24 protein-coding genes and 1 pseudogene are annotated in these 22,183 nt (G+C 40.3%); 11 read left to right on the top strand and 14 right to left on the bottom strand.

Annotation, left to right across the window (positions count from 1 at the left end; translation table 11 throughout):
• The 6 genes and pseudogenes from AACQ38_RS05285 to AACQ38_RS05260 all read right to left on the bottom strand — a co-directional run.
• Window positions 1-172 (bottom strand): annotated as a pseudogene (locus AACQ38_RS05285) (tRNA 2-thiocytidine(32) synthetase TtcA); the annotation flags it as partial.
• Between the two features lie 499 nt (window positions 173-671).
• Window positions 672-1,085, bottom strand: coding sequence for a hypothetical protein (locus tag AACQ38_RS05280; protein WP_165577617.1), 414 nt, complete (start codon window positions 1,083-1,085; stop codon window positions 672-674).
• Between the two features lie 314 nt (window positions 1,086-1,399).
• Window positions 1,400-1,816 (bottom strand): hypothetical protein, encoded by a 417-nt coding sequence (locus AACQ38_RS05275; protein ID WP_165577616.1) that lies wholly within the window; start codon window positions 1,814-1,816, stop codon window positions 1,400-1,402.
• Between the two features lie 219 nt (window positions 1,817-2,035).
• On the bottom strand, window positions 2,036-2,440 hold the full coding sequence (locus tag AACQ38_RS05270) for a hypothetical protein (protein WP_165577615.1): 405 nt from the start codon (window positions 2,438-2,440) through the stop codon (window positions 2,036-2,038).
• A gap of 314 nt (window positions 2,441-2,754) precedes the next feature.
• Complete coding sequence (locus AACQ38_RS05265) at window positions 2,755-3,171, bottom strand: hypothetical protein (protein ID WP_165577614.1); 417 nt, start codon at window positions 3,169-3,171, stop codon at window positions 2,755-2,757.
• Window positions 3,168-4,175, bottom strand: a complete 1,008-nt coding sequence (locus AACQ38_RS05260; RefSeq protein WP_011146792.1) for a hypothetical protein — start codon at window positions 4,173-4,175, stop codon at window positions 3,168-3,170. Before AACQ38_RS05260 ends, AACQ38_RS05265 begins: the two co-directional genes overlap by 4 nt.
• Window positions 4,176-4,576: 401 nt before the next feature.
• Between AACQ38_RS05260 and AACQ38_RS05255 the strand changes: the two genes are divergently transcribed.
• Window positions 4,577-5,056 (top strand): Hcp family type VI secretion system effector, encoded by a 480-nt coding sequence (locus AACQ38_RS05255; protein WP_011146791.1) that lies wholly within the window; start codon window positions 4,577-4,579, stop codon window positions 5,054-5,056.
• On the opposite strand, the gene AACQ38_RS05250 is transcribed toward AACQ38_RS05255, so the two are convergent.
• Window positions 5,021-5,185 (bottom strand): hypothetical protein, encoded by a 165-nt coding sequence (locus AACQ38_RS05250; protein ID WP_158538202.1) that lies wholly within the window; start codon window positions 5,183-5,185, stop codon window positions 5,021-5,023. The genes AACQ38_RS05255 and AACQ38_RS05250 overlap by 36 nt on opposite strands.
• A gap of 619 nt (window positions 5,186-5,804) precedes the next feature.
• Here AACQ38_RS05250 and AACQ38_RS05245 point away from each other — a divergent pair.
• Window positions 5,805-6,137 carry a DMT family transporter gene (locus AACQ38_RS05245; RefSeq protein ID WP_011146789.1) on the top strand — a complete coding sequence of 111 codons (333 nt, stop codon included), beginning with the start codon at window positions 5,805-5,807 and terminating at the stop codon, window positions 6,135-6,137.
• Window positions 6,138-6,190: 53 nt separating this feature from the next.
• Window positions 6,191-6,508, top strand: a complete 318-nt coding sequence (locus AACQ38_RS05240) for a putative hemolysin (RefSeq protein ID WP_011146788.1) — start codon at window positions 6,191-6,193, stop codon at window positions 6,506-6,508.
• A gap of 260 nt (window positions 6,509-6,768) precedes the next feature.
• On the opposite strand, the gene dsbB is transcribed toward AACQ38_RS05240, so the two are convergent.
• Together dsbB and nhaB are read right to left on the bottom strand one after the other, a co-directional pair.
• Window positions 6,769-7,278, bottom strand: coding sequence for a disulfide bond formation protein DsbB (gene dsbB, locus AACQ38_RS05235; protein ID WP_011146787.1), 510 nt, complete (start codon window positions 7,276-7,278; stop codon window positions 6,769-6,771).
• Between the two features lie 181 nt (window positions 7,279-7,459).
• The gene (gene nhaB, locus AACQ38_RS05230; RefSeq protein ID WP_165577612.1) at window positions 7,460-9,007 is read right to left on the bottom strand and encodes a sodium/proton antiporter NhaB; all 1,548 of its coding nucleotides are present in this window, start codon (window positions 9,005-9,007) and stop codon (window positions 7,460-7,462) included.
• A gap of 222 nt (window positions 9,008-9,229) precedes the next feature.
• On the opposite strand from nhaB, the gene fadR reads away from it, so the two are divergent.
• The 4 genes from fadR (at window position 9,230) to AACQ38_RS05210 (ending at window position 14,131) form a co-directional block, all read left to right on the top strand.
• Window positions 9,230-9,949: a fatty acid metabolism transcriptional regulator FadR gene (gene fadR, locus AACQ38_RS05225; protein WP_109791603.1), complete on the top strand. Its 720-nt coding sequence runs from the start codon at window positions 9,230-9,232 to the stop codon at window positions 9,947-9,949.
• 671 nt (window positions 9,950-10,620) lie between these two features.
• Complete coding sequence (locus AACQ38_RS05220; protein ID WP_165577610.1) at window positions 10,621-11,931, top strand: D-amino acid dehydrogenase; 1,311 nt, start codon at window positions 10,621-10,623, stop codon at window positions 11,929-11,931.
• 6 nt (window positions 11,932-11,937) lie between these two features.
• Window positions 11,938-13,026, top strand: coding sequence for a catabolic alanine racemase DadX (gene dadX / locus AACQ38_RS05215; RefSeq protein ID WP_165577609.1), 1,089 nt, complete (start codon window positions 11,938-11,940; stop codon window positions 13,024-13,026).
• A gap of 352 nt (window positions 13,027-13,378) precedes the next feature.
• Window positions 13,379-14,131, top strand: coding sequence for a MipA/OmpV family protein (locus AACQ38_RS05210; protein WP_011146782.1), 753 nt, complete (start codon window positions 13,379-13,381; stop codon window positions 14,129-14,131).
• Window positions 14,132-14,332: 201 nt separating this feature from the next.
• Here AACQ38_RS05210 and gapA read toward each other — a convergent pair whose 3' ends face one another.
• Entirely contained in the window at window positions 14,333-15,328 is a 996-nt protein-coding gene (gene gapA, locus AACQ38_RS05205) for a glyceraldehyde-3-phosphate dehydrogenase (protein ID WP_011146781.1), read from the bottom strand.
• 465 nt (window positions 15,329-15,793) lie between these two features.
• On the opposite strand from gapA, the gene msrB reads away from it, so the two are divergent.
• Together msrB and AACQ38_RS05195 are read left to right on the top strand one after the other, a co-directional pair.
• On the top strand, window positions 15,794-16,204 hold the full coding sequence (msrB, locus tag AACQ38_RS05200; protein WP_011146780.1) for a peptide-methionine (R)-S-oxide reductase MsrB: 411 nt from the start codon (window positions 15,794-15,796) through the stop codon (window positions 16,202-16,204).
• Window positions 16,205-16,286: 82 nt separating this feature from the next.
• The gene (locus AACQ38_RS05195; protein WP_011146779.1) at window positions 16,287-16,556 is read left to right on the top strand and encodes a YeaC family protein; all 270 of its coding nucleotides are present in this window, start codon (window positions 16,287-16,289) and stop codon (window positions 16,554-16,556) included.
• A gap of 63 nt (window positions 16,557-16,619) precedes the next feature.
• Here AACQ38_RS05195 and pncA read toward each other — a convergent pair whose 3' ends face one another.
• From pncA to sppA, 4 genes are all read right to left on the bottom strand, one after another.
• Window positions 16,620-17,258 carry a bifunctional nicotinamidase/pyrazinamidase gene (gene pncA, locus AACQ38_RS05190; protein WP_011146778.1) on the bottom strand — a complete coding sequence of 213 codons (639 nt, stop codon included), beginning with the start codon at window positions 17,256-17,258 and terminating at the stop codon, window positions 16,620-16,622.
• A 12-nt stretch (window positions 17,259-17,270) separates the two neighbouring features.
• Window positions 17,271-18,290: an asparaginase gene (gene ansA / locus AACQ38_RS05185; RefSeq protein WP_165577607.1), complete on the bottom strand. Its 1,020-nt coding sequence runs from the start codon at window positions 18,288-18,290 to the stop codon at window positions 17,271-17,273.
• A 9-nt stretch (window positions 18,291-18,299) separates the two neighbouring features.
• Window positions 18,300-18,437 (bottom strand): hypothetical protein, encoded by a 138-nt coding sequence (locus AACQ38_RS05180; RefSeq protein ID WP_165577604.1) that lies wholly within the window; start codon window positions 18,435-18,437, stop codon window positions 18,300-18,302.
• 98 nt (window positions 18,438-18,535) lie between these two features.
• Window positions 18,536-20,401: a signal peptide peptidase SppA gene (gene sppA / locus AACQ38_RS05175; RefSeq protein ID WP_165577603.1), complete on the bottom strand. Its 1,866-nt coding sequence runs from the start codon at window positions 20,399-20,401 to the stop codon at window positions 18,536-18,538.
• 170 nt (window positions 20,402-20,571) lie between these two features.
• On the opposite strand from sppA, the gene AACQ38_RS05170 reads away from it, so the two are divergent.
• Window positions 20,572-21,123 (top strand): NAD(P)H nitroreductase, encoded by a 552-nt coding sequence (locus AACQ38_RS05170; RefSeq protein ID WP_011146775.1) that lies wholly within the window; start codon window positions 20,572-20,574, stop codon window positions 21,121-21,123.
• Between the two features lie 12 nt (window positions 21,124-21,135).
• A complete protein-coding gene (gene selD / locus AACQ38_RS05165; protein WP_058588638.1) occupies window positions 21,136-22,179 on the top strand; it encodes a selenide, water dikinase SelD in 1,044 nt (347 codons plus the stop codon).
• The last annotated feature ends 4 nt before the right edge of the window (window positions 22,180-22,183 follow it).

The following is a 22,183-nucleotide window of genomic DNA, read 5'->3' as shown; positions in this document are numbered from 1 at the left end:
TTTGCAGGATAGATAGCAGGGTATAGCTGTCTTTACCACCAGAAAGGCAGACCATAATACGATCGCCTTCCTCAATCATATTGAAATCAGCGATTGCTTGACCGACATCACGGCGTAAACGCTTCTGTAATTTGTTCAGATTATATTGTTGTTTTTGATCCACCACGGACACTCGTAGATAATGTTTAAATGGGATTTAGGGGAAGGAGTATACCATTTTTATGGCCTGACACCTTAAAAGAGTTTGTGATAGATTCCGCTTATTTTTACCTGTTAATGCTGATCAATTAATAGTTTTTTCTGTATGGAAAATGAGGATCGCTCATACTCTAAATTCTGTTGATAACCGATATCAGAATGGAGATGAAAATCAAATTACGGTGTTGCAATTCAATCATGGTCTGGCTGTTATTCAGAATGTCAATTATCAGCCGGTAAACTTTATTAAACTATTAGATAAATCTTCCCTATTGCTAATGATAGCGGGTTGTTAGCCGTGAAAAACTGGAACTGATATTTGATGTTTATTAAAACTCTTAAATATACCCGTTATCTTTCAAGTTGCCTCTTTGTTGGCTGCACTCACTCACCCCGGTCACATCGTTATCTATGCTCCCGGGGATTCGCTCCCTTGCCGCCGCGATGCATCTTGAAATCCATAGGGTATAGGTTTAGCACAATGAATAATGTTTTTGAATTAAGGTTATTATTGTTGATATGAGAGAAAATGCTACACCTATATAAGTGGTAATGATATATATTTTTATCCAATGAGTTAAGCTGGAGGGTAGATTTTGAATAAAATCATAAGATTCTTGGTGCATATATTTGCTATCAGGATGATTTTTTTTCATTTTTTTTCCAGTTAACAGCCTGTAGAAGAACATAACGACTTGAAACTGATCACGCATCCTTCCGAAGCGTTGTATTGTTATGCCTGTTGGTAAATAAAATCCTTCTTCTATATATAATTCAATAATTTTATCCATCTTTTTTTGATTTATTTTATAAATGGCTATTGATATAACCAAAAATAAAAGAGATAAGAAAAGACATATTGTCATTATCAAATCTAATATGCTCATAGTTAATTTCCTATAAAAAAATCTACAGTAAATTCCGCAGTTTTCTCAAATCCATAGTTACCTATAGCCTTCCTGGCTACGTGTTCTTCTAAAAAATTCTTAATTAAAAAACGGCAAGATATATTTATCATATGTAAGAAATACTATTCCAATAGCGAAAGATAATAAACTGATTAAGAGATAATAACAATAAGAGGAATTACTCTGTGCATATTCATCTCCAAAAAAATACTCAATAGCAGATTTACCCATTACATTTTCCATTTTTATTCTTAATTTGATCTCCAAATTTTAGTGCGTATTTTGAGTTGAATTCAGTTAAAAATATAAGAGTATTTATGACATAAAGCCGTTACTGTTGATATAAAAAAAGATATAAAACTTATATTAATGGTGATGAAATATATCTTTATCCAATGAGTTAAACTGGAAGGTAGGTTTTGAATAAAGTTATAAGATTCTTGATACATATATTTGCTATCCTTTTCATTGATTCTCATTCTTCTTCCAGTGAGTAGCATATAAAAAAATATCGCAACCTGATACTGACCATAAACACCCAAAAAACGGCCCAGCTTTACGCCTGCTGATAAATAAAGTCCTTTTCCTATATATGATTCAATAATTTTATCCATTTTACTTTGGTTTATTTTGTAAATAGTTATTGATATAATGAAAAAAAAGAAGAGAAAAATAACGGAAATGATGGTTATTAGGTCTAATATTTTCATAATAAATGCTCTATAAATAGATCTGCGAAAAATCCCATAGTCTTCTCTAATCCATAGCATAGCTAGCTAAGTGTTTTTCTAAAAAAATCTTAATTAAAAAATAGCTCATTTTTGCTCGTTCTGACATATAAAGTCCAGCTTCTGTATATAATTCAATGATTTTATTGATGTTGCGCTGATTTATCTTGTAAATAGCTATTGATATTAGGTTTAGCACGATTAATAATACTTTTGAATTAAGATTATTATTGTTGATATGAGAGAAAATGCTGCACCTATATAAGTGGTAATGATATATATTTTTATCCAATGAGTTAAGCTGGAGGGTAGATTTTGAATAAAATCATAAGATTCTTGGTGCATATATTTGCTATCAGGATGATTTTTTTTCATTTTTTTTCCAGTTAACAGCCTGTAGAAGAACATAACGACTTGAAACTGATCACGCATCCTTCCGAAGCGTTGTATTGTTATGCCTGTTGGTAAATAAAATCCTTCTTCTATATATAATTCAATAATTTTATCCATCTTTTTTTGATTTATTTTATAAATGGCTATTGATATAACCAAAAATAAAAGAGATAAGAAAAGACATATTGTCATTATCAAATCTAATATGCTCATAGTTAATTTCCTATAAAAAAATCTACAGTAAATTCCGCAGTTTTCTCAAATCCATAGTTACCTATAGCCTTCCTGGCTACGTGTTCTTCTAAAAAATTCTTAATTAAAAAACGGCAAGATATATTTATCATATGTAAGAAATACTATTCCAATAGCGAAAGATAATAAACTGATTAAGAGATAATAACAATAAGAGGAATTACTCTGTGCATATTCATATCCAAAAAAATACTCAATAGCAGATTTACCCATTACATTTTCCATTTTTATTCTTAATTTGATCTCCGAATTTTAGTGCGTATTTTAAGTTGAATTCAGTTAAAAATATAAGAGTATTTATGACATAAAGCCGTTACTGTTGATATAAAGAAGGATATAAAACTTATATTAATGGTGATGAAATATATTTTTATCCAGTGGGTCAAATTGGAGGGTAAGTTTTGAATGAAATCATAAGATTCTTGTGGCATATATTTACTATCAGGTCTATTTATCCTTATTCTTTTCCCTGTTAATAATTTATAGAAAAATACGGCAGGATGAATCTGACCATGAATACCTATAGAATGACCAATGTATGCTGCTGTTGATAAGCAAAAACCTTTTTCCATATATAAATCAATAATTTTATCCATCTTTTTTTGATTTATTTTGTAAATAATTATTGATATAATTAAAAATAAGAAGAAAAAAATAACGGAGATAATGGTTATTAGATCTAATATGCTCATAAAAAATGCTCTATAAATATATCCGCGAAAAATCCCATAGTCTTCTCAAATCCATAGCTACCTATAGCCCCACCAGTTAAACCGCCGCCCGCCATGCAAATTCCAACAGCTAATCCTTCAGTTGCAAACCCAAGGGCAACACATGCTGCTCCTGCTGCTATACTGCCACCATATCCTACGGCTATCCCACCTCCTGTTCTACCAGCAAATTTACTATATTCCTTGATGGTTACTTTTTCACATTTTCCTGCTTGCCCATAATTACAGGCATCAATAACCTGCCCGGTGGTATCAACAAAATCCAGACCAATGGCAACCCGGCCACCATATTTCATCCATTTAATCATTTTTTCACTTTGTAAAATTGTTTGACTATATCCCTTTATTGCGCCAATCCCTGCTTTATCCCATTGGTGAGCAATGGCTTTGGTTGATAACTTTAGCGCATGTTTTAAATTAGGATGTTGATCGATTTTCAAAGAGAGTCGGCCAACTTTATTTAATAATCCCTTTAGGTTACCCATAATCAGTTGTCTTTCTACATAAAACTCGGGACTGGCAAATTTTCGGTTTAGCCCATTTAACCGATATTCTCTTTGATAAAGCTTCTGTAACTTTGACAGATTTTTTTTGATTTGGGAGAAATAAGTATCACCCAGTGACGATGCGGTGCCAACTAAGGTTCCTCCCTGATCCAGTACATAGTGAAACAGACCAAAATGACGATGCAAAAATGCTGCGGATTCATTAGGCAGAGCTGAAACGGATTGGTTGACCTGATACTGAGATTGTCTTAATAGCTGTATCATGTGGGGCGGATTATAAGAGTCTGGATCTGCCACCAGCAGAATTTGCCCCGGTTTCAGGAATCGGTAATTTGAATTTAATGCCATAAAATAGCGAGCCGCTTCGCTATTTGAATGGCTGAATAACAGACTGGCTTGAAAACTTAATCCTCCAGGTTGCTGTACGACACAGAAACCGGGTTGAATGTTTCTTTTCATAAATACTCTATTTGTTCCTGTGGTAGCTTTTAACATGTTGGCCTGACGTTAGATGACATAACTTAATCAGATAATCGGATTATTTTCAACATATAATAAATGGGTTTCTAATCTTTACAGAGTGAGAATTTATAGGGAGTCGGTGATGTATAAATTCAATCTGATGTTTTCGGTTGATATTGATTAATTTGCAGTTTTTTCTTTGCTAAAGGATAGTAATAGTGAATGGAAATTTGTTTATATATTTGGTCTGACTACGAGCCTTCAATATTTACATTTATATAAGATAATTAACAATTTGTTACAATTATCTTATGGAAATTACAATTATTTTATTGAAATCAAAGGAAAATAACTCAGAATGAGAACTTGAACATAAGGTAAATTAAGTAGGTATAGTTATGGCAAATATGATTTATGTGACGATAAAAGGTGAATCTCAGGGGCTTATTTCTCAAGGATGTTCGACTTTGGATTCCATTGGTAATCGGTATCAGCATGGACATGAAAATCAAATTATGGTGTTGCAATTCAATCATGGTCTGACAGTTGCTCAGAATGTTAATTATCAGCCGGTAAACTTCATTAAACTATTAGATAAATCTTCCCCATTGTTAATGATAGCGGCAGCTAATCATGAAAGACTGGAGTTGACATTTGATATTTATCGGACTTCTCAAATAGGTTCACAGGAACTTTTTTATTCCATCTTGCTCACCGGGGCAAAAATTTGTGATTTAAATGTTAATTGTCCGCATGTTATTAATGATAATAACGGCCAGCCGGAGGAAGTTATTTCAGTTCAGTATGTTAATATTACTTGTCGGCATCATATGGCGGGAACATCAGGATATTGCATTTGGGATGAGATGGTTTATTGATAAATACAGTTTATACCCGTTATCTTTCAAGTTGCCTCTTTGTTGGCCGCACTCACTCACCCCGGTCACATAGTTATCTATGCTCCCGGGGATTCGCTCCCTTGCCGCCGCGATGCATCTTGAAATCAATAGGGTATATACGCTTAGTTTTCATTTAATAGCTAAGCGTGTTTTTAAAAGTAAGTATATTGCTATTGATATAATGATGCTATTCATATTAATATCCCATTGAATATTTAACAATAAGTTTAATAAGCCATTTTCCTCCTTTACTATCCATATAACCACCCGGCCATGCAAATTCCAGCAGCTAATCTTTCAGTTGTTGCGCCAAGAGTAACATATGTTGGCTCAACGTTGGACAACATAACTTCCTTATCGTTTCGTCACCATCATTGCTTAATCAAATGATAAGATTATTTTTAGCTTATAAATGTACACGTTTTTAATTCTACAGTGCTATGTTTTCTTAGAAATCCTAAAGGGTATCGGCGAATGATTCTGATCTAAATCTCAAAGCTGGAACCTATCGTTAGCACTTTTCCATATTCTCTGTAAAATCGCTCCAACGATTTTCCTGCCTGAGTGGTACTTCTTAAGCAGGGGGTAAATAAGGTTTGAATTGGATTTAAGGAACGAAATATATCAATTTTGTTACGTTACACCTTAAAGCGTTTGTGATAAATTCAATCCGTTTTTGTCTATTAATGTTGGTCGATTTATTTTTTCTACTATAGAGAGTTAGGATATGAATGGATTTGTATATTTAGCAATGGCAATTGTTGCTGAGGTTATCGCAACGGCTTCATTAAAAGCCTCTGATGGGTTTAGTAAATTATTCCCTTCTATACTGGTCATTGTTGGATACGGTATCGCTTTCTGGGGGTTATCTCAGGTGGTCAAAGTTGTGCCATTAGGAATTGCTTACGCCATATGGTCTGGCTTGGGTATTGTGTTGGTTTCTATTGCCGCGATATTTTTATATCAACAGAAGCTGGATTGGGCGGCTATTTTAGGTATGGCTCTTATTGTTGCCGGTGTAATGGTAATAAACCTGCTTTCTAACAGCAGTGCACATTAATTAACAATTAACGGTGCTCCTGTTTTCCCTGAATCGTTTTCTGGAGAAGAGATATGTTAAATGCCAGTAATAAGAAAGGATTCCAGACAGTGTTATTAGGAGTCCTCTTTAGTATTGCTGTATTAGCGGGTTGTAGTCGCCAGACAGGGAAAACAGCGACTCAATATCAGGGGATACAATACTCTCAACCGGAAAATTCTCAACCGGCAGTTGCTCTTAGGGATAATGCCAGAGCAATCTGTTCTTATGTAGGTGGCATGCCTGCATTAGCAATACAATTAAATGGTGCGCAAATACCTGTTTGCCAGTTGGCAAATGGTAAGCGTTGTGATGAAAGGGCATTGTTGCAAGGTTCTTGTGCGTCAAGTTGAAAGGTGAGGTAGAAATCAAGCAACTGATATGAGCAGAAACATGCCGTTGGAAAGGCAGCCTTGGGCATGATTCTGTGAGTATACCTGTCATCTTTCAAGTTGCTTCTTTGTTGGCTGCACTCACTCACCCCGGTCACATAGTTATCTATGCTCCCGGGGATTCGCTCCCTTGCCGTCGCGATGCATCTTGAAATCCATTGGGTATATATTTGATTCATCAGACAATCATTTTCAACTATTTCAACTATCTAAGTTGGAAATTATTTACGGCTAAAAAATTGGCTGATTAATACTAATGCAGCAACCACTAGGTAAGCAGCAAAAATACCGACTAGCCATTGTGGCATCTCTAATGTCAGGAATTGCCACTGTCTTACTGAACAATCACCTGTAGCTTCGAATACAGAAGGAAGCCATTGGTTTAACGCCAACCATGAAGGGAAGTTTACGAAGAAATCACAGGTATTAAATGGAGAAGGGTGCAACTGCATCATAGTATGTTGCCATGCGAGTTGCAGGCCACCCCAGGCACTGTAGATCCACAAAATAATAGCCAGCCAGCGTAACGGCGTTTTTGGTGCGATTACACCTAATATCCCAGCGCTCAACACACCAAACAGAGCAACCCGCTCATAAATACACATCACACAGGGTTGTAATTTCATCACATGTTGAAAATATAATGCCGAGCTTTCTAGTATCAGGGCAGTCAAAATCATTAACAGCCATGCGCTTCGTCCTTGAGAACAGTGGTTCAAAAATCGCATCATTTCCGTTTTTCCATGCAGATTAAGATAAATAATTGAGCGCCTATTTTGCCGATTTACAGGTAACAAAAAAAGTCAATTAAGGTAAATTTGGCTTTTTCGGGGAAAAATAATGCCGTATTGAGCGTTATCATTGCTCAATACGGCATTGGCTGGTTAATGCTATAAAATGAATTATTGCTGGTTATGGCAAAGCAATTAGGCCCCAATGAACCATCATGTCAGTGACTGGAATTAGCAGAAATTCTACACACAGCAAACCGACCAGCGTCATGACAATGGTATAAGGTAGTGCCATTATCACCATGCGGCCATAAGATAAACGAATCAATGGCGATAATGTCGACGTCAACAGGAATAGAAATGCAGCTTGTCCGTTAGGTGTGGCAACGGAAGGCAGGTTTGTGCCGGTATTAATCGCAACAGCCAGATATTCAAATTGTTTATGTGAAATCAGGCCCTCTTGCATCGCAGTTCTTGCTTCATTGATATAAACCGTACCGACAAATACGTTATCTGATACTGATGAGAGTAAGCCATTGAATAGATAGAACAGGGAAAGTTGAGAAGTTTCAGAAACCTGTAATACGAACTGAATAAATGGCGTAAACAGTTGCTGGTCAACAATGACGGCAACGATAGAAAAGAATACAGTCAGTAATGCCGTGAACGGTAGTGCCTCTTCAAATGCCTTACCCAGTGCATGTTCTTCGGTAATACCACAGAACGACGTGGTTAGAATAATGACGGAAAGGCCAATCAGACCAACTTCTGCCAGATGAAACGCCAGCGCGACAATGAGCCATATACCGATTAGCGCTTGAGCAATAAGCTGTGCTTTTTCTTTATGTGTTCGTTTTGCGCTGGTTTTTTTATCGTAATCTTCCAATACCTGTCGGACGCGTTCTGGCAATTCTGTACCATAACCGAACAGTTTAAAGTGTTCGACCAGAAAACAGACTAGTAGCCCGCAGATAAAGACAGGTAGGGTAATTGGAGCCATGCGAATAAAGAAGGTGACAAAATCCCAATTAACGTTTTTGGCGATAATCAGATTTTGGGGTTCTCCTACCATCGTCATCACACCACCAAGTGCAGTGCCTACCCCTGCATGCATCATGAGACTGCGCAAAAAAGCGCGAAACTGTTCAAGAGTTTGTTTCTTTTTTGCTGTATCAATGTGGTCGTCATGTTTAGCGTTAATGACATCATTCTGATCAGTAATGAAGTTGTTGTAGATAGAATAGAAGCCAAGGGAAACACTAATAACTACCGCGATAACTGTCAGGGCATCAAGAAATGCTGACAGGAATGCGCTGGCTAGGCAGAATGCTAAGGCAAGCATACGCTTAGATTTTATGGAGAGCAGGAGTTTAGTGAAAGCAAATAATAGTAATTGCTTCATAAAGTAAATTCCTGCGACCATAAATATCAGTAACAGTACAACTTCCAAGTTATTAGCAATTTCATGACCAACTTGTTGCGGGGAGGTCATGCCGATGATGACCGCTTCAATTGCCAACAGGCCACCCGGTTGTAACGGGTAACATTTAAGTGCCATTGCTAACGTAAAGATAAATTCGATAACAAGCAGCCAGCCTGCGACAAATGGATTAATAAAAAAGAATATCAATGGGTTGATGATGAGAAAGATGATGATAGCGAGCTTATACCAATCTGGCGAGTTGCCGAGAAAGTTTTTTACCGCTGTTTTTAGGATACTGGTTTCCATTGCAATTAAAGTTCCTCTAAATTCGTAAAATCGTGTTCTTTAAACAATAGTACGCTTTTATACAGAATGTTTTAAGGGAAATGAGGCATAACTAAGCATGAGTACGCTTTTTTTCATGACCGCCTTTACGCTTTCTAGACTACATAGCTATATTGAAGTTGCGTATTCTGATATAATTTCATCTATTATTAGTTGGAAAAATCACGTTGGAATAATAAAAATATGGTCATTAAGGCTCAAAGTCCCGCAGGTTTTGCGGAAGAGTATATTATTGAGAGTATATGGAACGGCCGTTTTCCTCCAGGCTCTATTCTTCCGGCAGAACGTGAATTATCTGAGTTAATTGGTGTGACAAGGACCACCCTGCGTGAAGTATTGCAGCGTTTGGCACGTGATGGATGGTTAACAATTCAGCATGGCAAACCAACAAAAGTGAATAACTTTTGGGAAACATCGGGTCTTAATATTTTAGAGACTCTGGCCCGTCTTGATCACGATCGCGTTCCTGAGTTGATTGATAATCTACTGGCGGTGAGAACGAATATTGCAGCGATATTTATTCGCACGGCTTTTAAGCATAATCCGGGTAACTCATTGGAAGTACTGGCAGAAAAGGAGCATGTGGAAGATAATTCAGAGTCATTTAGTATGCTAGATTATGATATTTTCCGTGGTTTAGCTTTTGCTTCAGGTAATCCAATTTACGGCCTTATTATCAATGGGTTGAAAGGGCTATATACCCGTATAGGGCGTTATTACTTTTCTAATCCTGAGGCGCGTAAATTGGCGCTGAATTTTTATCAGCAATTGGTGATATTATGTCGTGATGAATCTTACGATAACGTCATGGAATGTGTACGTAACTATGGTAAAGAGAGTGGTGTCATTTGGCACAGTATGCAAAGTACGATGCCAAGTGATTTGTCTGAAGTGTATCGCTGATATCTCGTTAGTATTTTTACTTAATTCCAGGCGTTATCCGATCTATTAGAGCCTATCTCAATAGGCGTAATTGTTGCAGACAGTTTGAACACGGACAGCGCGGAAAAACCGGAGCGTACACGTAGTACGTGAGGATTTTGAGCACTGCCCAGGTTCAAAATGGCAAATAAAATAGCTCTATTGGGATAGGCAGTTAGTTTCAAATCAACATTATTTTAAATTGACCCGGTGCAGAATGTTCTGTACCGGGCATTTTGTTTCTTTTTTTTCATTCCATCTCCAGCCAATCGTTAATGTCTCTATTTCAGAGTATTATTCTGATTTTTTGGTTTTTGTTTGGGTTTTTATTTCGATTAATTGATGGTTATTGGTATCTTGTGGTTGTTTAATTGATTCATTTTTTTCACCGAAAAACGCTGAATAATGACTTGATATGAAATAATTAGCCTGCGGCTCATATCGTAATTATTATCTTAATTTTATGATTTTAATATTAATTTTCATAACTTGGTTATGTATAAATCATAAATAAGTCTGTTGCATAAATGTAATCTAATTGTGATCCAAATCATAAATATAGATTATTGACGTGACCGATGATTGTTCTATATTGGTTTTTTATAAACAGCATATTATGCTTGCCTAAAATTTTAAATTGTCCGGGGGCCATGATGAAAATCCTTATTTTAGGTAGTGGTGTTATTGGTGTAACCAGTGCCTGGTATTTGGTACAGCAAGGTCATGAAGTCACTGTCATTGATCGCCAGGGAAGTGCTGCTGAGGAAACCAGTGCGGCGAATGCCGGGCAGATCTCACCGGGATACGCAACCCCGTGGGGAGCGCCGGGTATTCCATTGAAAGCGATTAAGTGGATGTTTCAACGTCATGCTCCATTGGCTATTCGTCCGGATGGATCGCTGTTTCAGTTACGCTGGATGTGGCAGATGTTGCGTAATTGTGATGCAAGTCACTATGCGATAAATAAGAGCCGGATGGTACGATTGGCAGAGTACAGTCGTGACTGTATCAAACAGTTGAGGGCTGATACGGGTATTCAATACGAAGGGCGTCAGAGAGGCACGCTTCAGTTATTCCGCACCAATAAGCAGTTTGATAATGCGGTGAATGACATCGCTGTTCTTGAACAGGAAGGTGTTCCTTACAATTTATTAACGGCAGATAAACTCGCGACAGTAGAGCCGGCATTGGCGCATGCCGCTCACAAATTGACGGGGGGCTTACAATTACCGAACGACGAAACGGGTGATTGCCAGCTTTTTACCAAAGAGTTGGTAAAAATGGCAGAAGCGGCAGGTGTAACGTTTTTGTTTAATAAACAGGTCAAACAGTTATTGGTGGAAGGGCATCGGGTTATCGGCGTCCAGTGCGAAGATGGTGTTATGACAGCAGACAATTATGTTGTTGCAATGGGAGCTTATTCCACTGAATTACTGAAAGGTCTTGTCAAAATTCCGGTATATCCACTGAAAGGTTATTCATTAACTATGCCTATTGTCGATGCGGAACGGGCTCCGGTATCTACTGCATTGGATGAAACATACAAAATTGCGATTACCCGGTTTGATAACCGTATTCGTGTGGGTGGAATGGCAGAAGTTGTCGGTTTCAATTTGAATCTGCTTAAAGCACGTCATGAAACATTGAAAATGGTGGTGCAAGACCTTTATCCAGGTGGTGGCGATATTACTCAGACTCATTTTTGGACAGGATTACGTCCAATGACGCCAGATGGTACGCCAATTGTTGGTCCGACTGAATATCACAATCTCTACCTAAATACAGGGCATGGTACATTGGGATGGACAATGGCATGCGGTTCCAGTCAATTACTGGCGGATATTATTTCGGGTAAAAAGCCTGCTATTGCATCTGATGATTTATCCGTATTTCGTTATGTTAATGGTTTTAATACAAAATTGGTGCCATTTAGCCATCAATTACATACTGAACTGAGAGGCTAATAGAATATGCCACGTCCGATTTCGGCAACGATCCATCTTGATGCATTGGAAAATAATTTGGCGATTATTCGTAATAAGGTCGGTAATAGTAAAATCTGGGCTGTTGTTAAAGCAAATGCTTATGGGCATGGTCTGCATTGTATATGGCGGTCTCTTGATCAGGCTGATGGGTTTGCTTTACTTGATTTTCATGAAGCGATTTTATTGCGGGAGCAGGGGTGGCAGGGTGCAATCTTACTATTGGAAGGGTTTTTCAAACCCGAAGATTTGCCAATAATTGATGAATATCAGTTGACAACGGTGGTGCATAGCCATTGGCAACTTGAAGCAATAGAAGCGGCCAATTTGAGTAAACCCATCAATATTTATCTCAAACTCAACAGCGGTATGAATCGATTGGGATTTCCTGCGGATCAATATAGCGCGGTTTTATTATTAGCAAGAGGGATCCGGCAAATTGGGCAAATAACGTTAATGTCACATTTTGCGAATGCGGATAAGGATAATAAGGAGATCAGCGTTACTGAACAACTTAACGTTATTCATTCGGTGAGTCAGGGATTGGATATTTCTCAATGTTTGGCGAATTCAGCCGCTTCCTTGTGGTATCCACAAACTCATAGAGATTGGGTACGTCCCGGTATCGTGCTTTATGGTGCCTCACCCAGTGGAAAGTGGAAAGATATTGCCGATATTGGGTTGAAAGCGGTGATGAGTCTGCAAAGTGAGATTATTGCTATTCAGAATCTCAAGGCAGGAGATAAAATAGGTTATGGCAGTGAATATACAGCGCCAGGCCCTATGCGAGTCGGTACCGTCGCCTGTGGCTATGCTGATGGTTATCCCCGTTGTGCCATGACGGGAACACCGATTATTGTTGATGGCGTTAGGACCCAAGTATTAGGTACGGTATCAATGGATATGTTATCGGTGGATTTAACGCCTTGTCCGCAGGCCCAAATTGGCAGCCCTGTTGAATTGTGGGGGCAAAATTTACCGGTGGATGATGTGGCGGAGAGCTCTGGAACAATTGGCTATGAATTATTGTGCGCATTGGCAAATCGGGTCCCGGTATCTATACCCTATGGATTTTGAGGTGCATCGCGACGGCAAGGGAGCGAATCCCCGGGAGCATAGGTAACTATGTAACTATGTGACCGGGGTGAGTGAGTGCAGTCAACAAAGAGGCAACTTGAAAGATAACGGGGATAGTGTCAAATAGTCGTTAGCGTTTGGTATTATTGCAGGAAATAAGTTACCGTTTTCGCTAAATTAATATCTCTTTGTTTCCTATAATCAGTCTATTTTTGTCAGAAGAATTAGGTGGGAGCTAAACATATCGTGCTTTTTAAGGCAAAATAGAACGTTATTACTTGGAAATGAGAGAAATGATCTTTTACACTTGATATAGCTAATCGCATAATTGTTTTAAAGGAAATAGTTAATCATGATCAACAAAGCTAAAATTTTAGCCACAGTCGCCGCTTTTTGTCTTTCTTCATCTTTAGCTTATGCGGGACAGTGGTCAATTGGTGCCTCTGTTTTGGCTGAGGCATCACCTTATAAGGGGGTAAAGAATAAAGATAAAGTGTTGTTTGTTCCAATGGTTAATTATGAAAGTGACAATTTCTATTTTCATACTTTAGCCGCCGGGTATTATTTGTGGAATCAACCAAAAGATCAGCTATCTTTAGATGTCTATTACTATCCTCAAAATTTCCGCCCAAAAGATAATGAAGATAAGCAGATGAAAAAGCTGGATCGTCGCCATGATACTATGATGGGCGGCTTTAGCTATCGTCATATTGAAGATTGGGGAACGTTGCGTAGCTCTTTTGCTGCGGATACGTTGGGTAAAAGTAAAGGCATAACGATTGACCTGGCTTATTTATATGAATTTAAAAGTGATGATTGGTCATTACAACCAGGATTAGGTGTGGTTTGGAATAGTAAAAAACAAAATCGTTATGAATATGGCATTAAAGATAGTGAATCACGCCATAGCGGACTAGAAAAATATACCCCAGATGATAGCTGGGCTCCTTATTTGGAATTATCTGCTAATTATAAATTTAACCAGGAGTGGTCTGTATTTATGATGGGGCGTGTTGAGCGTTTACCGAGTGAAATTAAAGATAGTCCAATGGTTAATAAGTCATATTCAAGTATTGTTTGGACAGGTGTTACATATAGTTTTTAATTACCCACGGCGATAATATACCCTATGGATTTCAAGATGGATCGCGGCGGCAAGGGAGCGAATCCCCGGGAGCATAGATAACTATGTGACCGGGTGACCGGGGTGAGTGAGTGCAGCCAACAAAGAGGCAACTTGAAAGATAACGGGTATAAAAGAGCTGCCGGGGGAAGGCAGCTCTTTTCAGACAAAGTAATGACTCAGTTATTTGGAAATATGAGCAATCAGATCCAGAACTTTGTTAGAGTAACCGGTTTCGTTGTCGTACCAGGAAACCAGTTTTACAAAGTTATCGTTCAGAGCGATACCTGCTTTTGCGTCAAATACAGAAGTCAGCTTTTCACCATTGAAATCGTTAGATACGACATCATCTTCGGTGTAACCCAAAACGCCTTTCAGTTCACCTTCAGCCGCATCTTTGATTGCATCGCAGATTTGTTGATAAGTGGCGGGTTTTTCCAGACGTACAGTCAGGTCAACAACCGATACGTTAGGCGTAGGAACGCGGAAAGCCATGCCAGTCAGCTTACCATTGAGTTCAGGGATAACTTTACCCACAGCTTTAGCTGCGCCGGTAGATGATGGGATAATATTCTGAGCAGCGCCACGACCACCACGCCAATCTTTCGCAGAAGGGCCGTCAACTGTTTTCTGAGTTGCCGTTGTTGCGTGAACAGTGGTCATCAGACCTTCAACAATGCCGAATTTATCATTGATAACTTTAGCCAGCGGTGCCAGACAGTTAGTAGTACAGGAAGCATTGGAAACGATCTCCTGGCCTGCATAAGCTTTGTGGTTGACTCCCATAACAAACATCGGCGTGTCATCTTTGGACGGACCGGTCAGAACAACTTTTTTCGCACCAGCGGCAATGTGCTTACGTGCAGTTTCGTCAGTCAGGAAGATACCTGTTGCTTCTGCAACAACATCAACACCTACTTCGTTCCATTTCAGGTTAGCTGGATCTCTTTCTGCTGTAACGCGGATAGCTTTGCCGTTAACAATCAGGTGGCCGTCTTTTACTTCAACAGTGCCGTTGAAGCGACCGTGAGTTGAATCGTATTTCAGCATGTAAGCCATGTATTTGGCGTCGAGCAAATCGTTGATTGCAACGATTTCGATGTCTGAACGTTCTTGTGCAGCACGGAAAACAATACGGCCAATACGACCAAAACCGTTGATACCTACTTTGATAGTCATAGTGTTCCACCAGCTATTTTTTAGTGAATTAAAAATTATTACTAAAGTTACCAAAACCTTGCCAGCCGTCAAGCGGAATCGTGTCAATAGCCGAAAAACATTAGCTTTGAGTTCATCATTTAGACGCTTGCTATAGGGTACTGGCAATCGAGCCGCCCATCATTATCAAGGCGCAGACAGATATTGAAAGTTAATTGGTTAGATATGCGAGTCACATCACAATATAGTAGGATATACCCGTTATCTTTCAAGTTGCCTCTTTGTTGGCTGCACTCACCCCGGTCACATTGTTATCTATGCGCCCGAGGATTTGCTCCCTTACCGTCGCGATCCCTCTTGAAATCCATTGGGTATAGACAGATTCAGTTAACCGCTTAAAATAAATTTCACTGATGCAATGTTAATTTTTTGTTATTATTAATCAATTTTATTGAGCACATGAGTCTTACTATTAAGGTGGTCGTTATGGCTAAGCATCCTGAGGTTTCCCTTTATAAAGAACTTACTGATATTCAGCGTCATGTAACCCAAAATGCCGGGACAGAGCCGCCATTCTCAGGGAAATTGCTACATAATAAGAAAAGTGGCGTGTATCATTGTTTGTGCTGCGAGCAACCGTTATTTATGTCCGGCACTAAATTTGATTCTGGTTGCGGCTGGCCGAGTTTTTACCAGCCTGCCACTCATGATGCAGTGCAGTATCTTGATGATGATAGTCACAATATGCATCGTATTGAGGTGCGTTGCGGTCATTGTAACGCTCATTTGGGGCATGTGTTCCCTGATGGGCCGCAGCCGACAGGAGAGCGTTTTTGTATCAACTCGGCTGCATTAAGCTTTACTGATGAAAATACAGGCGAAAAAACAGTAGGTTAACCGTTTTTAGTATTGCGGCCATAATCTTAGTTTATGCGAAAAATCGTTTCAGCTAATTCTGAAAAATAATGAGGAAATATCAATGGAACTGGATGATCTGTTATCTGTAATGACACCAGAAATATATCAACGCTTGGTTCAGGCAGTAGAACTGGGTAAATGGCAGGATGGTGTGCCTCTAACGGTCGAGCAGAAAGAGAATAGTTTACAAATGATTATGCTATGGCAATCAAGGCATAACCATGATCCGCAACATATGACGATTGGTACTGATGGTCAGTTGGTGATGAAGAGTAAACAAGAACTGAAAGCGATCTTTCGGTCTAAAATGGTGGCAACATTCAAGCCATAATCTTTGGCAAATTAGGTATGAAAAGGCTGAGTGTGTAAAACTCAGCCTCGCCTTGGATTGATATCAGAGAAGAGCATCTTCTAGTTGAGCAAGTTCTATCAATATAGCGCCTTGCTCTTTTAGCTCTTTTAAGGCTGATTGGCTATCATTTGGACTCAGGTTAACCCCTCGACAGCCATCCGTAATGACCCAGGTTTCATAACCTAATGCCAGCGCATCCAGCGCGGTAAATTTCACACAATAGTCAGTGGCGATACCAATAATAAACAGACGTTCAATTTGCTGGGTTTGCAACCAGCCATCAAGCCGGGTTTTATTCTGATGGCCGTTGTCAAAGAAAGCACTGTAACTATCGATCTGTGGATTTTCGCCTTTGTGGAAAATTTCAACAATTGCCTGCTTGTTTAGCTGTGGATGGAAATCTGCGCCATGCTGACGTTGAACGCAGTGTACCGGCCACCAGACTTGTGGAATACCGTTTAATAGACCGATATCACCGATCTTCTGGCCGGAATTTACGGCAAAGCTCATATGTTCAGCAGGATGCCAGTCTTGGCTGGCAATAGTGCTGATATTGTGTTTCAGACAAATAGCCATTGCCTGATTTGCCGCAACAATGACTTGTTCACTCTCTTCTACGGCTAAAGCGCCGCCGGTACAGAAGTCGTTCTGTAGATCAATAAGTAATAGGGCTGTTTTCATCTCTTTCCTTGATTATTTATCAATATAACTTAATTCACCACGTAAATTTTGTTGCATTAAATAACGAATTTTTTCATTGCTATAAGGTTGGCTAAGTAAATAGTGCAACTTGGTTAAAGTTGCTTCAAAAGTCATATCGTAGCCGCTTATCACCCCCGCTTCAGCCAGAGCATGGCCTGTTGCATACCCTTCCATATTTACTCGGCCAGAAATGCATTGAGTCAAATTAACCACCACGATCCCTCTCTCTGTGGCCTGTTTTAGCTCTTTTAATAATTCAGGGTGTTGAGGTGCGTTTCCGACGCCATATGAGCGTAGGATAAGCGCCTTAACCGGTTGCATCAAAATATTATTCACAATCTGACTGGAAAGGCCGGGGTAAATGGTGATTACGCCAATGGGCTGAGGGGTGATCTGATGAGTAATAAATTCACTGTGATTGGCAGGGGCAGAACATGCATTGAAGGTTTTGATGTTAATACCAGCTTCCATTAATGGAGAATAGTTTGGTGAGGCAAAAGCATCGAAGCCGTCGGCATGTGCTTTGACGGTCCGGTTCCCCCGAAACAATTTATTATTGAAAAACAGACTGACCTCGTTAACAGGGTAATTAGCGGCAAGATAAAGCGCATTCAACAAGTTTGTCTGCCCATCAGAGCGCAGTGCTTCCAGCGGGATTTGTGACCCGGTGACAATGACTGGCTTACCCAGATTCTCGAACATAAAGGAGAGGGCAGAAGCCGTAAATGCCATTGTATCCGTACCATGCAGGATCACGAACCCATCATAATCATGATAATTTTCTCGGATATCATCAGCGATAAATTGCCAGTCTTCTGGGGTCATATCAGAAGAATCGATCAATGGTTGATGTTCACGGATAGTGAATGTGGGCATTTCCGGTCGATGGAATTCGGGCATCTTTGTTAATTGGTGCTGTAAGTGCCCGGAAACGGGGATGTATCCCTGAGATGAGTGTTGCATCCCAATGGTTCCGCCAGTATAGACGACATAAATAGATTTCTTCTGCATGACTGTACCTCATAAAAAGATCAGCTGGATTATATACCCGTTATCTTTCAAGTTGTCTCTTTGTTGGCTGCACTCACCCAGGTCACATCGTTCGCTATGCTCCCGGGGATTCGCTCCCTTGCCGTCGCGATCCCTCTTGAAATCCATAGGGTATAGGAGTATTACAAAATAAAAAAAGCCTGACAGGGTTTGTCAGGCTAAATTAATCGAGCTATTAACTAGAATCATGCACTGTGATAGGTTGCTTAGCGAATATCTCCGCAATTTAAACAGAATGCATAACGATTTTGTGGATCATTCAGATGGCGATAGAACTCACTCTGTTGTTTCACTTCCTGAGCTACCTGCACCAATGGCGCGGGTAGCCAGGCTTGAACCGCTTCCGGCACGATAGCTTGTGCGGTTGTTGTCAACTGACTCATCAGCAACTCACTGAATGACATTTCTGGTTGCATCCAGTCAAGCTCAGGGTTATCCAATTTTGCCAATTCAGCCGCTTTGGTGACCGCATCATCAAAATCCCCTAATTGGTCGACCAATCCATTGGTTTTCGCATCATGACCAATCCACACATGCCCCTGAGCAATATTATTGACTTCTTCGCGTGTTTTATGGCGCGAGGTAGCAACAAGGCCAATAAAGTTGTTATAGCCGTTCTCAATATTAAGCTGCATCAGTGCTGAGAACTCTTTGCTGAGCCCTTTAGTAACAGAAATACCCGCGAGTGGTGTGGTAGAAACGCCATCAGTGTGGATACCAATATGTTCCAGACTGTTTTCATAAGTGGTGATGACACCGAAGATACCGATCGAACCCGTCAACGTACTTTGGTTTGCGATGATGTAATTAGCCGGGGTCGCGATCCAATAGCCACCGGATGCCGCCATTCCCCCCATAGAAACCACCACAGGTTTATTCGTTGCACGTAGCGCAGCCAGTTCGGTGCGAATAACATCTGAAGCGCTCACGCTGCCGCCAGGGCTGTTTACTCGCAGAATAACGGCTTTGATATTATCATCCAAACGAGCTTGACGGATTTGAGCGGCGGTTGTGTCACCGCCAACCATGCCTTGGGTCTGCTGCCCATCGACGATTGCCCCTTGCGCGACAATAACGGCGATATTGCCTTTAGATGATAACCTGCCTTCTACCAATTGCGGTGCATAATCATAAATGCTGATAGCATTGAAGTGGCGGTTTTTTTCGTCCCAACCAAAGGCTTTTGTCATGTCACTTTCAATGACATTGCGTGGCGCAACGTAATCGACCAGCTTGTGTTTAAGCGCATATTGCGCATTATCTCCGCCAACAGCACGTAAGCTGGCAATCATCTCATTAGCGCCTGGGAATACCTGATCAACAGTGAGTTTGCGGTTGGTAGCGACAGTATTGAGGTAGTTGTGCCACAGGCCGTTGATCCAACGGCTATCAGCTTCGCGGGCAGCGGGAGACATATCATCACGCATAACCGGTTCAACGGCCGATTTATACGTGCCGACGCGGAAAATATGCGCGGTGACTTTCAGCGAATCCAGCAGGGATTTGTAATACAGGCTATTGGTTGAATAGCCATAAAGACCAACCGTTCCTTGTGGCGATAGATAGATTTTATCGGCAAAAGTCGCCAGATAATATTGTGACTGATTATAACTATCACTGATAGCATAAACTGGTTTACCGGAAGTTTTATACTCATTAATCGCCTTACCGATATACTGCATAGATGGCTGGTCGGCACCGATGAAATCATCAAGTTTCAGCACCAGTCCCGTGATTTTGTTATCGGTTTTTGCTTGGCGAATGCTATCAACAATATCAAACAGGGAGTTTTCCTGGAATTTATTGCTGGATGTACCAAACAACTCACGGCCTAATTGAGTCAATGGGGTACGGTTGGAGACCTGATCCACAATAACACCGGTGAGATTGACATATAATGCTCCTTGATAACTATCTGCCGTTTTGTTTGTCTGTTGGTAAAGTAGAAAACTGCCAACCACCACCAGAATCAGCATGATAAAAATCAGGTTTGAAATGACTTCCCGAATAAAATTTAATAGTCGCCAACTCCATTTAAATAATCTTGCGATCAACTTCCATAAAATACGCATATCATCTCCAAAAATAGGATCAAGTGAAGCTATCCTAATGATCAGACATGTAAATGTCAGCTTCAAATAGTGGCATATTGCCTGAAAAGACAGCTTTAGGGCTTTTATTTGTTAACAAATAAACAGAAAATGTTAGCTTATAACAAAATACATTACTTAGGAGAGAAAAGATGAATGCATTAGAACTTTTGTTGAACAGACGTTCAGTATCACGTTTAACCACCCCGGCACCTCAAGGTGAAGCATTACAGCATATTCTGGCGGCGGGAATGAGAGCACCTGATCATGGTGCATTACGTCCGTGGCACTTTATTGTCATGCAGGATGACGGTATTGAGCGATTCAGTCGATTACTCCATCAAGCCGCCATTGATAGTCAGCTTGGCGCTGAGGCGGAAGAAAAAGCGAAAAGTGCGCCTTATCGTGCACCATTAATCATCGCTGTTATTGCAAAAGTGGTGGAGAATTCCAAAATACCTGAATGGGAGCAGGTGGTTTCAGCCAGTTGTGCGGTGCATGCGATGCAAATGGCGGCTGTGGCTCAAGGGTTTGGTGGTATCTGGCGTACGGGTTCATGGACTGATGATAATACCGTGCGTACCGGTTTGGGTTGTCATGAACATGACAAAATAGTGGGTTTTCTCTACCTTGGAACGCCTGCACTAAAAGCACCCAATAAGGTGACTGCGCCTGATATGACCAATTTTGTCAGCTACTTGTAACCGGGGTCTGTTATGTCAACAGAAGTTCGTCTTACCCAATACAGCCACGGTGCTGGATGCGGTTGTAAAATTTCACCAAAAGTTTTGGAAACCATTCTGCATAGTGAGCAGGAAAAATTTCTTGATCCTCACTTACTGGTTGGTAATGAAACCCGTGATGATGCTGCGGTTTATGATATTGGCAATGGTACCGGCATTATCAGTACGACAGATTTCTTCATGCCGATTGTCGATGATCCATTTGATTTTGGGCGCATTGCTGCCACAAATGCTATCAGCGATATTTATGCGATGGGCGGTAAGCCTATTATGGCGATAGCTATCTTGGGATGGCCTATTGATAAATTAGCGCCGGAAATTGCCCGTAAGGTGATTGAAGGTGGCCGGGCTGCGTGTAAAGAGGCTGGGATTGTACTGGCAGGAGGGCACTCTATTGATGCGCCTGAACCTATTTTTGGTTTGGCTGTAACCGGTATCGTTAATATTGACCGAGTGAAACAGAACAGTGCCGCGAAAGCAGGAAGCCAGCTATTTCTGACCAAGCCGCTTGGAATTGGTGTATTGACCACCGCGGAGAAAAAAGGCTTGCTGTTACCTGAACATCAGGGAATTGCGATAGAAACCATGTGTCGCTTAAATAAATTGGGAATGGATTTTGCGGAAGTGGCTGGCATTACAGCAATGACCGATGTAACCGGGTTTGGTCTTTTAGGCCATTTAAGTGAAATTTGTGCAGGATCGGGGGTTCAGGCAACACTCCATTTTGCAAAAGTGCCTAAACTGCCAGAAGTGGAATCCTATATTGCAAAGGGTTGTGTTCCGGGGGGAACCGGGCGTAACTTTGATAGTTACGGTCATCTTATTGGTGAAATGACAGAACTTCAGCGCAAACTGTTATGTGATCCGCAAACCTCCGGTGGGCTGCTGCTGGCTGTTCTACCAGAAGCTATGGACGAAGTGAAAGCGATTGCACGATGTCATGGCATCGAACTGACCGCGATTGGTGAATTGTCTGAGCAACAGTCAGGCAGAGTACTCATTGAGGTTAATGAATAATATC

It is taken from the genome of Photorhabdus sp. RW14-46 (assembly GCF_963887965.1).
GTDB classification, from domain to species: domain Bacteria; phylum Pseudomonadota; class Gammaproteobacteria; order Enterobacterales; family Enterobacteriaceae; genus Photorhabdus; species Photorhabdus laumondii.
Note: the sequence above shows the minus strand (reverse complement) of the source record. Positions and strands in the feature narration are given on the sequence as shown.

Coding starts and splice junctions, on each gene's coding strand:
- AACQ38_RS05280 (WP_165577617.1), bottom strand. CDS start 1,085: ATGAGCATATTAGATTTGATAATGACAATATGTCTTTTCTTATCTCTT.
- AACQ38_RS05275 (WP_165577616.1), bottom strand. CDS start 1,816: ATGAAAATATTAGACCTAATAACCATCATTTCCGTTATTTTTCTCTTC.
- AACQ38_RS05270 (WP_165577615.1), bottom strand. CDS start 2,440: ATGAGCATATTAGATTTGATAATGACAATATGTCTTTTCTTATCTCTT.
- AACQ38_RS05265 (WP_165577614.1), bottom strand. CDS start 3,171: ATGAGCATATTAGATCTAATAACCATTATCTCCGTTATTTTTTTCTTC.
- AACQ38_RS05260 (WP_011146792.1), bottom strand. CDS start 4,175: ATGAAAAGAAACATTCAACCCGGTTTCTGTGTCGTACAGCAACCTGGA.
- AACQ38_RS05255 (WP_011146791.1), top strand. CDS start 4,577: ATGGCAAATATGATTTATGTGACGATAAAAGGTGAATCTCAGGGGCTT.
- AACQ38_RS05245 (WP_011146789.1), top strand. CDS start 5,805: ATGAATGGATTTGTATATTTAGCAATGGCAATTGTTGCTGAGGTTATC.
- AACQ38_RS05240 (WP_011146788.1), top strand. CDS start 6,191: ATGTTAAATGCCAGTAATAAGAAAGGATTCCAGACAGTGTTATTAGGA.
- dsbB (WP_011146787.1), bottom strand. CDS start 7,278: ATGATGCGATTTTTGAACCACTGTTCTCAAGGACGAAGCGCATGGCTG.
- nhaB (WP_165577612.1), bottom strand. CDS start 9,007: ATGGAAACCAGTATCCTAAAAACAGCGGTAAAAAACTTTCTCGGCAAC.
- fadR (WP_109791603.1), top strand. CDS start 9,230: ATGGTCATTAAGGCTCAAAGTCCCGCAGGTTTTGCGGAAGAGTATATT.
- AACQ38_RS05220 (WP_165577610.1), top strand. CDS start 10,621: ATGAAAATCCTTATTTTAGGTAGTGGTGTTATTGGTGTAACCAGTGCC.
- dadX (WP_165577609.1), top strand. CDS start 11,938: ATGCCACGTCCGATTTCGGCAACGATCCATCTTGATGCATTGGAAAAT.
- AACQ38_RS05210 (WP_011146782.1), top strand. CDS start 13,379: ATGATCAACAAAGCTAAAATTTTAGCCACAGTCGCCGCTTTTTGTCTT.
- gapA (WP_011146781.1), bottom strand. CDS start 15,328: ATGACTATCAAAGTAGGTATCAACGGTTTTGGTCGTATTGGCCGTATT.
- msrB (WP_011146780.1), top strand. CDS start 15,794: ATGGCTAAGCATCCTGAGGTTTCCCTTTATAAAGAACTTACTGATATT.
- AACQ38_RS05195 (WP_011146779.1), top strand. CDS start 16,287: ATGGAACTGGATGATCTGTTATCTGTAATGACACCAGAAATATATCAA.
- pncA (WP_011146778.1), bottom strand. CDS start 17,258: ATGAAAACAGCCCTATTACTTATTGATCTACAGAACGACTTCTGTACC.
- ansA (WP_165577607.1), bottom strand. CDS start 18,290: ATGCAGAAGAAATCTATTTATGTCGTCTATACTGGCGGAACCATTGGG.
- AACQ38_RS05180 (WP_165577604.1), bottom strand. CDS start 18,437: ATGGATTTCAAGAGGGATCGCGACGGCAAGGGAGCGAATCCCCGGGAG.
- sppA (WP_165577603.1), bottom strand. CDS start 20,401: ATGCGTATTTTATGGAAGTTGATCGCAAGATTATTTAAATGGAGTTGG.
- AACQ38_RS05170 (WP_011146775.1), top strand. CDS start 20,572: ATGAATGCATTAGAACTTTTGTTGAACAGACGTTCAGTATCACGTTTA.
- selD (WP_058588638.1), top strand. CDS start 21,136: ATGTCAACAGAAGTTCGTCTTACCCAATACAGCCACGGTGCTGGATGC.